At 64.9% G+C, this 12886-nt stretch carries 16 protein-coding genes; 14 read left to right on the plus strand and 2 right to left on the minus strand.

Annotated features, from left to right (window positions below; translation table 11 throughout):
- Window positions 1-10: 10 nt before the first annotated feature.
- From J2X70_RS05435 to mmsB, 5 genes are read left to right on the plus strand one after another with little or no spacing between them, the layout of a single operon-like run.
- Complete coding sequence (locus tag J2X70_RS05435) at window positions 11-1516, plus strand: CoA-acylating methylmalonate-semialdehyde dehydrogenase (RefSeq protein WP_025875748.1); 1506 nt, start codon at window positions 11-13, stop codon at window positions 1514-1516.
- Window positions 1517-1531: 15 nt separating this feature from the next.
- A complete protein-coding gene (locus J2X70_RS05440) occupies window positions 1532-2698 on the plus strand; it encodes an acyl-CoA dehydrogenase family protein (RefSeq protein ID WP_025875746.1) in 1167 nt (388 codons plus the stop codon).
- The gene (locus J2X70_RS05445; protein WP_059064019.1) at window positions 2695-3492 is read left to right on the plus strand and encodes an enoyl-CoA hydratase; all 798 of its coding nucleotides are present in this window, start codon (window positions 2695-2697) and stop codon (window positions 3490-3492) included. Before J2X70_RS05440 ends, J2X70_RS05445 begins: the two co-directional genes overlap by 4 nt.
- Window positions 3489-4664, plus strand: coding sequence for an enoyl-CoA hydratase/isomerase family protein (locus tag J2X70_RS05450; protein WP_309909323.1), 1176 nt, complete (start codon window positions 3489-3491; stop codon window positions 4662-4664). Before J2X70_RS05445 ends, J2X70_RS05450 begins: the two co-directional genes overlap by 4 nt.
- Complete coding sequence (gene mmsB / locus J2X70_RS05455; RefSeq protein ID WP_088100756.1) at window positions 4661-5551, plus strand: 3-hydroxyisobutyrate dehydrogenase; 891 nt, start codon at window positions 4661-4663, stop codon at window positions 5549-5551. The genes J2X70_RS05450 and mmsB overlap by 4 nt, the downstream gene beginning before the upstream one ends.
- Before the next feature lie 148 nt (window positions 5552-5699).
- Here mmsB and J2X70_RS05460 read toward each other — a convergent pair whose 3' ends face one another.
- On the minus strand, window positions 5700-6125 hold the full coding sequence (locus tag J2X70_RS05460; RefSeq protein ID WP_004153735.1) for an organic hydroperoxide resistance protein: 426 nt from the start codon (window positions 6123-6125) through the stop codon (window positions 5700-5702).
- A gap of 111 nt (window positions 6126-6236) precedes the next feature.
- Window positions 6237-7193, minus strand: coding sequence for a cation transporter (locus J2X70_RS05465; protein ID WP_025875736.1), 957 nt, complete (start codon window positions 7191-7193; stop codon window positions 6237-6239).
- A gap of 382 nt (window positions 7194-7575) precedes the next feature.
- Between J2X70_RS05465 and J2X70_RS05470 the strand changes: the two genes are divergently transcribed.
- The 9 genes from J2X70_RS05470 to J2X70_RS05510 all read left to right on the plus strand — a co-directional run bounded on the left by J2X70_RS05470 (window position 7576) and on the right by J2X70_RS05510 (window position 12872).
- On the plus strand, window positions 7576-8088 hold the full coding sequence (locus J2X70_RS05470) for a head-tail connector protein (protein WP_309909326.1): 513 nt from the start codon (window positions 7576-7578) through the stop codon (window positions 8086-8088).
- Entirely contained in the window at window positions 8085-8435 is a 351-nt protein-coding gene (locus J2X70_RS05475) for a head-tail adaptor protein (RefSeq protein WP_309909328.1), read from the plus strand. The genes J2X70_RS05470 and J2X70_RS05475 overlap by 4 nt, the downstream gene beginning before the upstream one ends.
- A 14-nt stretch (window positions 8436-8449) precedes the next feature.
- Window positions 8450-8806 (plus strand): DUF3168 domain-containing protein, encoded by a 357-nt coding sequence (locus J2X70_RS05480; protein WP_025875730.1) that lies wholly within the window; start codon window positions 8450-8452, stop codon window positions 8804-8806.
- A 78-nt stretch (window positions 8807-8884) separates the two neighbouring features.
- Window positions 8885-9544 (plus strand): phage tail protein, encoded by a 660-nt coding sequence (locus J2X70_RS05485; RefSeq protein ID WP_025875728.1) that lies wholly within the window; start codon window positions 8885-8887, stop codon window positions 9542-9544.
- Window positions 9544-9852, plus strand: coding sequence for a phage tail assembly chaperone (locus J2X70_RS05490; RefSeq protein WP_025875726.1), 309 nt, complete (start codon window positions 9544-9546; stop codon window positions 9850-9852). Before J2X70_RS05485 ends, J2X70_RS05490 begins: the two co-directional genes overlap by 1 nt.
- 47 nt (window positions 9853-9899) lie before the next feature.
- Window positions 9900-10157 carry a DUF1799 domain-containing protein gene (locus tag J2X70_RS05495; protein WP_309909331.1) on the plus strand — a complete coding sequence of 86 codons (258 nt, stop codon included), beginning with the start codon at window positions 9900-9902 and terminating at the stop codon, window positions 10155-10157.
- 83 nt (window positions 10158-10240) lie between these two features.
- Entirely contained in the window at window positions 10241-11389 is a 1149-nt protein-coding gene (locus J2X70_RS05500) for a phage tail tape measure C-terminal domain-containing protein (protein ID WP_256993999.1), read from the plus strand.
- The gene (locus J2X70_RS05505; RefSeq protein ID WP_025875719.1) at window positions 11386-11715 is read left to right on the plus strand and encodes a phage tail protein; all 330 of its coding nucleotides are present in this window, start codon (window positions 11386-11388) and stop codon (window positions 11713-11715) included. Before J2X70_RS05500 ends, J2X70_RS05505 begins: the two co-directional genes overlap by 4 nt.
- An 8-nt stretch (window positions 11716-11723) precedes the next feature.
- Window positions 11724-12872, plus strand: a complete 1149-nt coding sequence (locus tag J2X70_RS05510; RefSeq protein WP_309909333.1) for a hypothetical protein — start codon at window positions 11724-11726, stop codon at window positions 12870-12872.
- Window positions 12873-12886: the final 14 nt, after the last annotated feature.

Below are 12886 nucleotides of genomic sequence, written 5' to 3' on the forward strand. Positions count from 1 at the left end.
GATTGTCGTCATGACTGTTGCAGCGCCCCGTATCCGCATGCTGATCGATGGCCAGTTCGTTGAATCGGCCACCTCCCACTGGCAGGACGTGATCAACCCGGCCACCCAGGACGTGCTGGCCCAGGTGCCGTTCGCCACCACGGGTGAAGTCGATGCCGCCGTGGCTGCCGCCAAGGAAGCCTTCAAGACCTGGCGCAAGACCCCGATCGGTACCCGCGCGCGCATCTTCCTAAAGTACCAGCAGCTGATCCGCGAAAACATGAGCGAGCTGGCGCACATCCTCACCGCCGAACAGGGCAAGACCCTGCCGGACGCCGAAGGCGATGTGTTCCGCGGCCTGGAAGTGGTCGAGCACGCGGCCGCCATCGGCAACCTGCAGCTGGGCGAACTGGCCAACAACGTGGCCAACGGCGTGGACACCTACTCGATCATGCAGCCGCTGGGCGTGTGCGCAGGCATCACCCCGTTCAACTTCCCGGCGATGATTCCGCTGTGGATGTTCCCGATGGCCATTGCCACCGGCAACACCTTCATCCTCAAGCCGTCCGAGCAGGACCCGATGGTCACCATGCGCCTGGTCGAACTGGCGCTGGAAGCGGGCATTCCCAAGGGCGTGCTGAACGTGGTCCACGGTGGCGAAGAAGTGGTCAACGCCATCTGCGACCACCCGGACATCAAGGCGGTGTCGTTCGTCGGTTCCACCCGCGTCGGTACCCACGTGTACAACCGCGCCTCGCTGGCCGGCAAGCGCGTGCAGTGCATGATGGGCGCCAAGAACCACGCCGTGGTGCTGCCGGACGCCAACAAGGAGCAGACCCTCAATGCGATGGTCGGCGCGGCCTTCGGTGCGGCGGGCCAGCGCTGCATGGCCGCCTCCACCCTGGTGCTGGTCGGTGAAGCGCGCGGTTGGGTGCAGGACCTGGTCGAAAAGGCCAAGACCCTGAAGGTCAGCGGTGGCACGGTCGCCGGCACCGACGTCGGCCCGGTCATTTCCTGCAGCGCCCGTGATCGCGTTGAAGGCCTGATCGCGTCGGGCGTGGAGCAGGGCGCCAAGCTGGTGCTGGATGGCCGCAAGCCGCAGGTCGATGGTTTCGAGAAGGGCAATTTCGTTGGCCCGACCATCTTTGCCGGTGTCACCACCGACATGCGCATCTACCAGGAAGAAATCTTCGGGCCGGTGCTGGTCATCCTCGAAGCGGAAACGCTGGATGAGGCCATCGCCATGGTCAACAGCAACCCGAACGGCAACGGCACCGCGCTGTTCACCCAGTCCGGCGCCGCAGCACGCCGGTTCCAGGAAGACATCGACGTCGGCCAGGTCGGCATCAACGTGCCGATCCCGGTGCCGGTGCCGCTGTTCTCGTTCACCGGTTCGCGTGCTTCCAAGCTGGGCGACCTGGGTCCGTACGGCAAGCAGGTGGTGCTGTTCTACACGCAGACCAAGACCGTCACCGCGCGCTGGTTCGACGACGAGACGCTGAGCCACGGCGTCAACACCACGATCAGCCTGAAGTAACCGCAGGGAGCAGCCATGAGCCACTCGATGACGACGGAACAGGAAGAAGCGCAGCAGGCGTACCGCGAAGCGGCGCGTGACTTCGCACAGGCCGAACTGGCGCCGCACGCCGCGCGATGGGATGCGGAGGGCATCTTTCCGCGCGAGGCGATCGCCAAGGCCGGTGAACTGGGCTTCTGCGGTCTGTACATGGACCCGGAAGTAGGCGGCAGCGGCCTGAGCCGACTGGACGCCGCCGTCGTCATCGAGGAGCTCGCCAACGTCGACCCGTCGACCGCGGCCTATATCAGCATCCACAACATGGCCTCGTGGATGGTCTCCAAGTGGGGCCAGCCGGCGCTGCGCGACGCGTGGGGCAATGACCTGTCTTCTGGCAGCAAACTGGCCTCGTACTGCTTGACCGAGCCGGGCGCCGGTTCGGACGCGGCCTCGCTGAAGACCACCGCCGTGCGCGATGGCGATTTCTACGTGTTGAATGGCTCCAAGGCCTTCATCTCCGGCGCCGGTGCCACCGAGCTGCTGGTGGTGATGGCACGTACCGGCGGTGCCGGTGCAGGCGGGGTCAGCGCGATCGCGGTGCCGGCCGACCTGCCGGGCATCAGCTATGGCCGCAAGGAAGAGAAGATGGGCTGGAACAGCCAGCCCACCCGCGGCATCACCTTCGAAAACGTCCGCGTACCGGTCAGCCACCTTCTGGGAGAGGAAGGCGGCGGCTTCAAGCTGGCGATGAAGGGGCTCGATGGTGGCCGCATCAATATCGCCGCGTGCTCGCTGGGTGCTGCGCAGGGCGCGCTGGATGCCGCACGCCGCTACATGGGCGAGCGCCGCCAGTTCGGCAAGGCGTTGTCCGAATTCCAGGCGCTGCAGTTCAAGCTGGCCGACATGGCCATCGAGCTGGTTGCCGCGCGGCAGATGGTGCATACCGCTGCGCGCAAGCTCGATGCCGGTGCCAGCGATGCCAACGTGTGGTGCGCGATGGCCAAGCGTTTCGCCACCGATGCCGGCTTCACCATCTGCAACGAAGCCCTGCAGATCCACGGGGGCTACGGCTACATCCGCGAATATCCGATCGAACGCCTGCTGCGCGACAGCCGCGTGCACCAGATCCTGGAAGGCACCAACGAGATCATGCGGGTGATCGTTGCCCGTCACCTGCTCAACACCGAAGAGGAACTGCGATGAAGGATTGGCGTACCCAGGAGCACGTGGGCCTGAAGGTCGAGGCCGATGGCCACACCGCCGTGGTCACCCTGAACAACCCGCCGGCGCATACCTGGACCGTGCACAGCCTGTCGGCGCTGCGCGACCTGGTGGGCGCACTCAATGCAGACCGCGACATCTACGCGCTGGTGATCACCGGTGATGGCGAGAAGTTCTTCTCCGCGGGGGCCGACCTCAACCAGTTCGCTTCCGGCGACAAGGCTGCCGCACGCGAAGCGGCACGCCGTTTCGGCGAAGCCTTCGAGGCGCTGTCCGCATTCCGTGGTGTATCGATCGCTGCGATCAACGGCTACGCCATGGGCGGCGGCCTGGAGTGCGCGCTGGCCTGCGACCTGCGCATCATCGAAGACCACGCCCAGGTTGCGCTGCCGGAGGCCACCGTCGGCCTGCTGCCGTGCGCCGGTGGCACCCAGAACCTGCCGCGCCTGGTCGGCGAGGGTTGGGCCAAGCGCATGATCCTGCTCGGCGAGCGCATCAACGCCGAAACCGCCGTGCGGATTGGTCTTGCCGAAGAAAAGGTCGGCAAGGGCGAAGCCAAGGCGCTGGCACTGGAATGGGCGAAGAAGGCCGGCAAGCAGAGCCCGACCAGCATTGCCGCCTGCAAGACGTTGGTGCAGTCCACCCGCACCGGCACCCATGCGTCGGCGCTGGTGGCCGAGCGCGAGGCCTTCGTCGATCTGTTCGACACCGCCGACCAGGTCGAGGGCGTGAGTGCCTTCCTTGAAAAGCGCGCCGCGCAGTGGAAGAACGCATGACCACCGACACCGTTGCCGAGCAAGCATCGGTGCTGTTCGAAGAGCGCGTGGCCGGCAACGGCACGCGCATCGGCATCGCCACGCTCAACGCACCGCGCACGCTCAATGGCTTCTCGCTGCCGATGGCGCACCTGCTGCTGAAGCAGTTGAATGCCTGGGCCGACGACGACGGCATCGCCATGGTGGTGCTGCAGGGCGCCGGTGAGAAGGCGTTCTGCGCCGGCGGTGACCTGCACAGCCTGTACCAGAGCATGCGTGCCTACCGCGACGCCGGCCAAAACGATATCCGCGGGAACGACTACGCCGCCGAGTTCTTCGACGTCGAGTACCGCGTCGACTACCTGATCCATACCTACGCCAAGCCGATCCTGTGCTGGGGCCACGGCATCGTGATGGGCGGCGGCATTGGCCTGATGTCCGGTGCCAGCCACCGCGTGGTCAGCGAACGCTCCAAGCTGGCCTTCCCGGAAATCACCGTGGGCCTGTTCCCTGACGTGGGTGGCAGCTGGCTGCTGCCGCGCGTGCCGGGCAACGGTGGCCTGTTCCTGGCCCTGACCGGTGCGCTGCTCAACCCGGGCGATGCGATCTATGCCGGCCTGGCCGACGTGCATGTGGCCGAGGAACGCCGCAGTGCGGTGTTCGATGCGCTGCTGCAGGTCGCGTGGTCGACCGATGCCGCACGCAACCACGAGCGCCTGTCACAGCTGCTGCTGTCGTTTGCCAGCGATGCGGCTACCGGACCGCTGCTGGCCAACGCTACGCAGGTCGATGCGCTGTGCGCAGGCGATGACCTGGCCGCCGTCGTCGAACGCATCAGCACCCTGCAGACCGATGACGCGTGGCTGCAGGCCGCACAGAAGACCCTTGCCGCCGGTGCGCCGGGTTCGGCACGGTTGGCCTTCGAACTGCAGCGCCGCAGCGCCGGCCAGGATCTGGCCAGCGTGTACCGGCTGGAATACATCACCGCCCTGCATTGCGCCGCGCATGGTGATTTTGCTGAAGGCATCCGCGCGCTGCTGATCGACAAGGACCGCAATCCCTCGTGGAACCCGGCCACGCTGGCCGATGCCGACCGCGCATGGGCCGATACGTTCTTCGCTTCTCCCTGGGCCGATGCCGCGCATCCGCTGGCCGACCTGGGTACCCCTGTCGCTGAAAGGAGCCTTGCATGAGCCGCGTTGCATTCATTGGGTTGGGCAACATGGGTGGCCCGATGGCCGCCAATCTGGTCAAGAACGGCCACACCGTACGTGTGTTCGATCTGGTGCCTGCCGCGGTGCAGGCGGCGGTCGACGCGGGTGCCAGCGCAGCGGCATCGGCACGCGAGACCCTGGCCGAGGCCGAGGTGGTGATCTCGATGCTGCCGGCCAGTCGCCATGTTGAAGGCGTGTACCTGGGTGATGACGGCATCCTTGCCGCGATTCCCGCCGGTGCGCTGGTCATCGACTGCAGCACGATTGCCCCGGCCAGCGCGCGCAAGGTCTCCGAAGCGGCTGCCGCACGTGGCCTGCAGATGATCGACGCGCCGGTGTCCGGTGGCACTGCCGGCGCACAGGCCGGCACGCTGACCTTCATCGTCGGTGGCGAAGAGGACGCGCTTGAACGCGCCCGCCCGGTGCTGCAGGCGATGGGCAAGAACATCTTCCATGTGGGTGCCAGCGGCGCCGGCCAGGTCGCCAAGCTGTGCAACAACATGGCGCTGGGCGTGATCATGGCCGTCACCGGCGAAGCCATCGCGCTTGGCGTTGCGCACGGTCTGGACCCGAAGGTGCTGTCGCAGATGATGGCGGTCAGCACCGGCCGCAGCTGGGCCACAGAAGTGTGCAACCCGTGGCCGGGTGTGCTGGAAAACGCGCCGGCGTCGCGCGGTTACAGCGGCGGCTTCGGCAGCGATCTGATGCTGAAGGACATGGGCTTGGCGGTGGAGGCGGCGATGAGCGTCGGCGCCTCGATCCCGCTGGGCGAAGTGGCCCGCAACCTGTACTCGATGAACCACCAGGCCGGCCGCGGCAAGCTGGATTTCTCCAGCGTCGTGCAGCTCATCACGAGCGAAAAGTGACCTGGTAATGCCGGCCGCTGGCCGGCAACCTCATGCCCCCTTGCGGGACAACGAAGGTGGGATGGGCGGATGCCCGGTTTCGACCGGCATCCGCCCATTTTTTTGCCCAGCCGCTTGGTAGTGCCGGCCGCTGGCCGGCATCACCGCATCAGGCAACGATCAGCGTCACGTCGATGTTGCCGCGGGTCGCGTTGGAGTACGGGCAGACGATGTGTGCCTTCTGCACCAGCTCTTCCACCTGCTCGCGCGGCACGCCCGGCACGTTGATGGTCAGCTCGGCTTCGATGCCGAAACCGGTCGGGATCTGGCCGATGCCGACCTTGCCGGTCACGGTGGTGTCGGCCGGCAGCGCGACCTTGGCCTGGCCGGCGACGAACTTCAGTGCGCCCAGGAAGCAGGCCGAATAGCCGGCAGCAAACAGCTGTTCCGGGTTGGTGCCCGGGCCGCCAGCGCCGCCCAGCTCGCGCGGGGTCGACAGCTGGATGTCCAGCACGTTGTCGGACGAGACGGAACGGCCTTCACGGCCGCCGGTGGACGTGGCCTGGGCGGTGTACAGAACCTTTTCGATGGACATCGGGATGCTCCTGGTCAGTGGGTGGGTAGTGCGTTGGAGCTTACTTTGCCCGGATTCTGCACACCTTTGGTTGCAATAAATCCGAAAAATTTGATTGAACGTCCTGCCGGCCTAGATCGTCCATTCCCGGTCGGTGGTGAACATGATGGTCAGCCAGCGGTCCGGCGACGATTCGCCCAGCGCATCGCCGATCTCATCACGCAGGTGATCCCATTCCAGCAGGGGCCGCGGCGGGTCGTCCTCACGCACCACGAAGAACAGCTCGATCTGCTCGCCACGGCCCACCTGCGCCACGTAACTCCGGTGCTCGACGAAACCGTGCTTTGCAACAATCGCCCGCGCCACCGCATCCACATGCGCCTGCAGTTCCGGCGGGGTAACCAGCAGGATGCCGGCCAGCGCGCGCCGCACCGTGCCCAATGGCGCGATCATCACCAGCACGCAGACGAAGGCGAGGATGGCCGGATCGATGTACGGGCCGACCCACGCCAGCGACGTGCCACGCACCAGCACGCCACCGAGGAAGGCCAGCAGATAGCAGGCCGACATGCTCGCGGCGATCACCCAGTTCTTCGCATCCAGTGCGATGAACTCCGAACCGATGCGCTGGTTCGCACGCAGCACGAACCAGGCCAGCGCGCTTTCAGCCACGATCGACAGTGCCGCGAAGATGATTGCGGGGCCAAGCGCGATCTGTCGCCCACCCGACATCAGCGCATCGACCGCATTGACCAGTGCGTACAACGCCGCACCGATCATCAGCGTGCCACTGACTCCCAGCACGATCGGTTCCAGATGCCAGAAGCCCATGGTGAAGCGCTGGTTCAAACGCGACTGCACTGCGTCGGTCTGGGTGGACAGCGCGATCAGCCGCGCGACCAGCAGCGACAGCCACGTCATCACCACGTCGATCAGGCCGTAGATGCCATCGAAGATGATCAGCGACGAATTGGCCAGCAGGCCGAATACCACTGCGGCGGCGGCCAGCAGCAGCGAGGCGGCGATGGACAGCCGCAGCACACCCTGCTCGGTGCGTGGATCGAGGAAACGTTCGGAACGGGAAGACATGCAGAAATCCGGCTGGGAAAGCGCCGCGGAAGCGGTGCCGCACCATTCTATCCAGACCACCGCTCGCCTCTGTGACTGCACCGGCGCAGGGCCCGGAAAAGTCACCAGACTGGTGACGGTTTACGGATTGACGGGTGCACACCTCAGGCGTATCTTTTCAACCACGATGACATACAAGCCTCTGGCGACCGCCGGGGGCTTTTTGCGTTTACGCCGCCCGTCGGCACCTTGTCATCGTATTTGCGGCCCTGCCAGTCCTGGTGGGGCCGTTTCTGTTTCCGCCCCGACCCTGCCCTTCTCGCACCGTCCTTGATGACAGCGTGCGGCGTAGCCGCGTGCGCAGGGTCGGGGCATCCAACATCCATCAACGAAGGAGGATTCGATGCCCCTGCTGACACTTGAGCAGTGCCGCATGCACTGCCGTATCGACGGCGACTACGACGACGCCATTCTGGACGACCTGCTGGCCGCGGCGACCGACGCGGCGTCGGCCTACCTGCGGCGGGCGCTGTTTGCCGACCAGGCGGCACTGGATCTGGCGCTGGACCAGTTGCCGCAGGACATGGCGGCGGCGGTGACCGGGCATGAAGCCGCGGTCGCCGCCGCCAATGCCGAGACCAACGCGGCCAAGGCCAAGGCCATGCGTGACGTCGCTGATCGTCGCCTGGCCGTGGCCACCGAACGCAGCGCACAGCTGCTGCAGGGCCTGCCGGCCAACGACAGCATCCGCGCTGCGGTGCGCCTGCTATTGGGCCATCTGTATGCGCATCGGGAAGCGGTGGTGGTTTCCACGCACGCCTTGGATGTACCGGTCGGTGCTGCCGCCCTCGCGATGGAGCTGCCGTTTGGCGTCGCCGCACTGCTCGATCCCTACCGACTGGCGGCGACCCCATGAACGCCGGTCACTTCAACCGTCGCATCCGCATCGAGCGCCAGGATGGGCGCGTCGATGCCTGGGGCCAACCTCTGGATGCGTGGGTGAGCGTTGCCGATCTGTGGGCGGCAATTCCTCTTGAACGTGCCGACACGGTGCAGCGGGTGAAGCTGGACAGCGGGCTGTCCGCAGCGATTCGCCGCCAGCGCTTCCAGGTGCGCCTGGCGCCGGCGCAGCGAGCCGGCATTGGCATCGGAATGCACATCGTGCACGACGGCCACACGTTCGATATTACCGGTGTGGTGCCCGACCTTGGCACGCGACACACCGCCGTGCTGTTCACCGAACAGCTGGCTGCAACCGCCTGAGCGAGGACACTGCGATGAGTTACGAACCGAAGTTGCAGCAACTGCTTGGCGGATTGCTGCAGGGGCGCCTGTACCCGGATGTTCCACCGGACCGAGTCACCTATCCCTGCGCGGTCTACCAGCAGGTGGGTGGGCAGGCGCTGTGGTTCAACGAAGGGTCCATCCCCGACCAGAAGCACGCTCGCGTGCAGCTGACCGTCTGGGCAGACACCCGTGCCCAGGCCAACACCCTGATCCGTGACATCGAAGATCAGGTCTGCGCGGGTCTGCCGAAGTCTGAATCCTTTGGCGCCGCCATTGCCGTGCATGAACCGGCACTCAGGAAGTACGGCGCACGGCTCGATTTCGGGCTGTGGTACGCCAACCCGTAGTTCCACTGCTCCACGTACCACCTGAAGCCCGGCACGCGCCGGGCTTCGTCTTTTTCAATCCACATGAGGAAATGCAACATGGCACTCAAGCTTCCCAAGGGCACCCAGTTCGGCTTCGCACCGGTCGTCTCCACCGCCATCGCCACGAGCGCGATCTCCAAGGCTGCGCCGGCACTGGCCAGCGTCGCCGCCAACAGCGTCGACACCGGCGATGTGGTGGTCATCGAGCTGCCGGGTTGGCCGGCCCTGAACAACCGCGCTACCCGCGCCGGTGCCGAAGCCACCGGCAGCGTTGAACTGCTGGGCATCGATACCACCGACAACGTGCTGTTCCCCGCCACCAGCGGTGCCGGCGTGCTGCGCAAGGCCGGTGCCTTCGTCGACCTGGACCAGCAGGGCGACCCGACCACCGCAGGTGGCGAGCAGCAGTACTGGAGCGGCACCCTGCTGGAGGACCCGACCGGTCGCCAGGTGCAGATGCCGACCTTCAAGAACGCCAAGACCATCACCCTGCCGCTGTTCTACGATCCGAAGAAGCCGTGGTACTCGGCCCTGAAGAACGTCGACGCCAAGGGCGAACCGGTGATCCTGCGCGCCAAGCTGGTCGGTGGTGACGTGCTGTACTGGTACGGTTACCTGAGCTACAACGGCGACCCGACGATGGCCGCCAACACCCCGATGGGCACCACCGCGACGTTCACCGCGCTGGCCGACTCCATCCTGGTCGAGGGCGCCTGATGTTCCAGGTAAAGGCGCCAGAGAGCTTCAAGAGCACCCTGACCATCGTCGGTCACGGTCGCGAGCAGAAGCTCAACCTGACCTACCGGCACCTGCCGGTGGCCGACTATGCGCAGCTGCTGGAGCGGTTGGCCGAGGAGGAACTGAGCGTGGCACAGGCGATCCTGGACATCGTCGTCGACTGGGATGCCGACGTGGCCCTGGATACGGCAGGCGTGGAACTCGCCCTGCAGCAGCAGGCCGGCCTGGATGGCGCCATCATCGGTGGCTACACCCAGGCTCTGCAGGTCGCACGCAAGGGAAACTGATCGAGGCGGTGGGGGCCCTGTACTGGCAGGCCCCCACCGAGTCCGAGTTGCTTCAGCTCGGACTGAAGGCAAGGCATTTTCCGCCACCGCAGGTAACGCTGTGGCCGGAGTGCGTGCTTCCCATCGAGATCTTTTCGCGGGTCTCCACCCAGTGGCGCGTTGGCGCGGGTGGCCCGATCGGGCTGGACTACAACGTGGTCTACCAGGAGCTGCAGCGCGAGGTACTCATACCTGAAAAGTACGATGAAGTGATGGCGGGAATCCGCATCATCGAGCGTGCGGCCTTGCAGCACATGCAGCACTAGTTACAGACAGCCACTGGTTCATGCCGGTGATCCCTTCGCGGCCCCGCCATCTGGTGGGGCCGCCCTCATGCCAGGAGAATTTCATGAGCGATACAACGCTCAACGCTTCGGCTGCCGCAGTCGAGGTCAGTGCCATTCTGGACTCTGCCGCACAGGCGGCAAAGCGGAGCATGGCCGAGTTCAATGCGCTGACTCAGCTCCAGCAGCAGTATGTACAGAAGAGCACTGTGCTGCAGTCCGCGCTCAACGGCGTACTTCAAAGCAGCATCTCCCTCGCCGACACCATGGTGAGGAAGCTGGCCGGAACTCTCGCGGTGGTGCAAGCCGCGTTGGACCAAGCGCAGATCGCCGCTGAAGGCGGCAAGCGGGAAACCAGGATGCCAAGTGAAGTCGCCTCCGACGCAACTGCGCGCAATCTGGATCGATTGTCCGCCGACGGCGAGCATCGCAGTGGCTTCCTCGTAGATGCACGGCTTTCGGCCAGGAGCAGATACCTGGCTGGAACCGCAACTGGGAAGGCCGGTGCTGAGAAGGGCAAGAAGGAAGATGACTCGCGGAAGGTAAAGACAGGTAAGCAAGGCATCGAGAACGGATTCCTGGATGCCTTCGAGGCTTACACCGCAAAAGCGCAGGACGCCGCAACGACGACACAGAGTGTCTTCACCAAGGCATTCGATGCAGCAGGAACGGCGCTCTACAACTTCGTCGCTACCGGAAAATCGAATCACCATGAACTTACCAAGGCGTTGATCGCGGATCTGAAGAAGATCGCGATACAGCAAGCCATCGTATGGGGCGTCAAGATGCTCTTCGGCGGCAGCGTGGGTCCGGTGCAGAAGGAGTCGATACCAATTGCCGGTTTTGCCAAGGGCGGGGCGATCAGGTCCCCCAGCCTCTCCGCCTACTCCGGCGGTATCTACAACACCCCGCAGCTGTTCGCATTCGCCAAGGGCGCCGGCGTGTTCGGTGAAGCGGGGCCTGAAGCGATCATGCCGCTGCAGCGCGGGCCCGATGGCCGCCTGGGAGTGGCGGCACACGGTGCCGGCGGCGGTGGCGGGGTGGGTGTGAACATCCGCATCGACAACAACGGTGGCAAGGAAGTCACCAGCAACGAAAGCATGCTGCAGCAGTTCGGCAACGAGATCGGCCAGTTCGTGGAGCGCAAGTACCGTGACCTGCAGATGCGTGACATGAAGGCTGGCGGTGTCCTCAGCAGGAGTGCAGCACGATGACCGACACCTTTACCTGGGCAGCAACCAGCCAGAGCACTGGCACCACCACTGCCACCGTCAAGCGCGCGCGCTTCGGCGATGGATACGCACAGGCCGCGCCGGATGGGCTCAATGCCCGCCTGCGCAGCTACCAGCTGCAGTTCGTCGGTAATCGCAGCACGATCAACGAGATCGTTGCGTTCCTGGATGGCCATGTGGGCCAGAGCTTCTTCTGGCGGGGACCGCTGGGCACCGGTCTGTATGGCTGCGACACCTATACCGACAGCCATCTGGGTGGATCGGTGTTCAGCATCACTGCGACGTTCGAACAGACGTATCAGCCGTAGGAGCGGACATGGATCTTCAGCAGATCGACCTGGACACCATCCAGCCCAACGGCAAGCGGGGCGAAACGCAGCGCCCCGCTTTCACCAAGATCAACCAGAATTTCAAGGAAGTGGGCTTGGCGGTGGATGCAGTTCCCGAGGCGGTCGCACGTGCGGTCTCGGGAAGAAATCGCCTGATCAATGGCAATTTCGACTGCTGGCAGCGGGGTACCAGCTTCAACACATCGGGAAGGTACACGGCCGATCGCTGGTTCCTTCAGATGCAGGGCATCGCCGATCCGGTATTCAGGCGGAACCCCACGGCTATGGGAGACAACAATTTTCCCCGGAGCAAGTACACGCTGTCCGTCAGCTCGAGTGGAAACACCGACGCAGAGAAGCATTTCTTCGTGTTCGAGCAACGTGTGGAGGACGTGCGAACCTTCGCCGATACCCCAAGCACGGTGTCCTTCCTGGTATTCAATGCAGGCGCGGGGGGGCGCAGGATCGCACTGGAGTTCGCGCAGACCTTCGGCGCAACGGGCAGCGCTCCGGTACTGGCCGTTGCACCTGAGATTTTCGAGCTCGCTCCTGGCCTGAACAGAATCCGCAAGACAGTGACGCTGCCCTCCATCTCGGGAAAAACACTATCTGATGAAGGTGCCGCCGTGATGTGCGTGTGGGTATCTGCGGGCACGCAGTTTGCCAACCGCACCGCCGGCCTTGGTGCGCAGCATGGCCAGGTCTACTTCGGAGAATTCCAGTGGGAGCGCGGCGCTACGGCCACGGCTTTCGAATGGCGTCCGCTGGACGAAGAAGTGCAGCGTTGTCGGCGCTACTACCAGGCCGATGCCACGGGTTCCTACTTTGACGGCGGAGTTCGCTTCAACGCCGGTGTCGGCCTCATCCGTGGTGACAACAAGGTGTACCTGATCTATCCATTCAGCCAGCGGATGCGGACCATCCCCACGGTCGGATTTTCAAACCTGCCGCAGTGGCGACTCCTTACGGGATCGGGGGCGACGAGCCTGACGGCGCTCAACGCGGTCGAAGTGTCTTCGACGAGGATGACCATCATCGGGTCCTTGAACGAAGCCGCTGCCGGTCAGGCCGGGATCCTGCAGAGCGCAGACTCCGCCGACGCGGGTACCGGAATCATCCTGGACGCGGAAATCTGAGATCCGCGAGCACC

Source organism: Stenotrophomonas sp. 1337, from assembly GCF_031455455.1.
Lineage (GTDB): Bacteria > Pseudomonadota > Gammaproteobacteria > Xanthomonadales > Xanthomonadaceae > Stenotrophomonas > Stenotrophomonas indicatrix.

Bases quoted from the DNA above. Each gene is read 5' to 3' on its own strand.
- J2X70_RS05475 (WP_309909328.1), top strand. From the start codon at position 8,085: ATGAACGCCGGTCACTTCAACCGTCGCATCCGCATCGAGCGCCAGGAT.
- J2X70_RS05440 (WP_025875746.1), top strand. From the start codon at position 1,532: ATGAGCCACTCGATGACGACGGAACAGGAAGAAGCGCAGCAGGCGTAC.
- mmsB (WP_088100756.1), top strand. From the start codon at position 4,661: ATGAGCCGCGTTGCATTCATTGGGTTGGGCAACATGGGTGGCCCGATG.
- J2X70_RS05505 (WP_025875719.1), top strand. From the start codon at position 11,386: ATGACCGACACCTTTACCTGGGCAGCAACCAGCCAGAGCACTGGCACC.
- J2X70_RS05500 (WP_256993999.1), top strand. From the start codon at position 10,241: ATGAGCGATACAACGCTCAACGCTTCGGCTGCCGCAGTCGAGGTCAGT.
- J2X70_RS05460 (WP_004153735.1), bottom strand. From the start codon at position 6,125: ATGTCCATCGAAAAGGTTCTGTACACCGCCCAGGCCACGTCCACCGGC.
- J2X70_RS05445 (WP_059064019.1), top strand. From the start codon at position 2,695: ATGAAGGATTGGCGTACCCAGGAGCACGTGGGCCTGAAGGTCGAGGCC.
- J2X70_RS05450 (WP_309909323.1), top strand. From the start codon at position 3,489: ATGACCACCGACACCGTTGCCGAGCAAGCATCGGTGCTGTTCGAAGAG.
- J2X70_RS05480 (WP_025875730.1), top strand. From the start codon at position 8,450: ATGAGTTACGAACCGAAGTTGCAGCAACTGCTTGGCGGATTGCTGCAG.
- J2X70_RS05485 (WP_025875728.1), top strand. From the start codon at position 8,885: ATGGCACTCAAGCTTCCCAAGGGCACCCAGTTCGGCTTCGCACCGGTC.
- J2X70_RS05490 (WP_025875726.1), top strand. From the start codon at position 9,544: ATGTTCCAGGTAAAGGCGCCAGAGAGCTTCAAGAGCACCCTGACCATC.
- J2X70_RS05510 (WP_309909333.1), top strand. From the start codon at position 11,724: ATGGATCTTCAGCAGATCGACCTGGACACCATCCAGCCCAACGGCAAG.
- J2X70_RS05470 (WP_309909326.1), top strand. From the start codon at position 7,576: ATGCCCCTGCTGACACTTGAGCAGTGCCGCATGCACTGCCGTATCGAC.
- J2X70_RS05435 (WP_025875748.1), top strand. From the start codon at position 11: ATGACTGTTGCAGCGCCCCGTATCCGCATGCTGATCGATGGCCAGTTC.
- J2X70_RS05465 (WP_025875736.1), bottom strand. From the start codon at position 7,193: ATGTCTTCCCGTTCCGAACGTTTCCTCGATCCACGCACCGAGCAGGGT.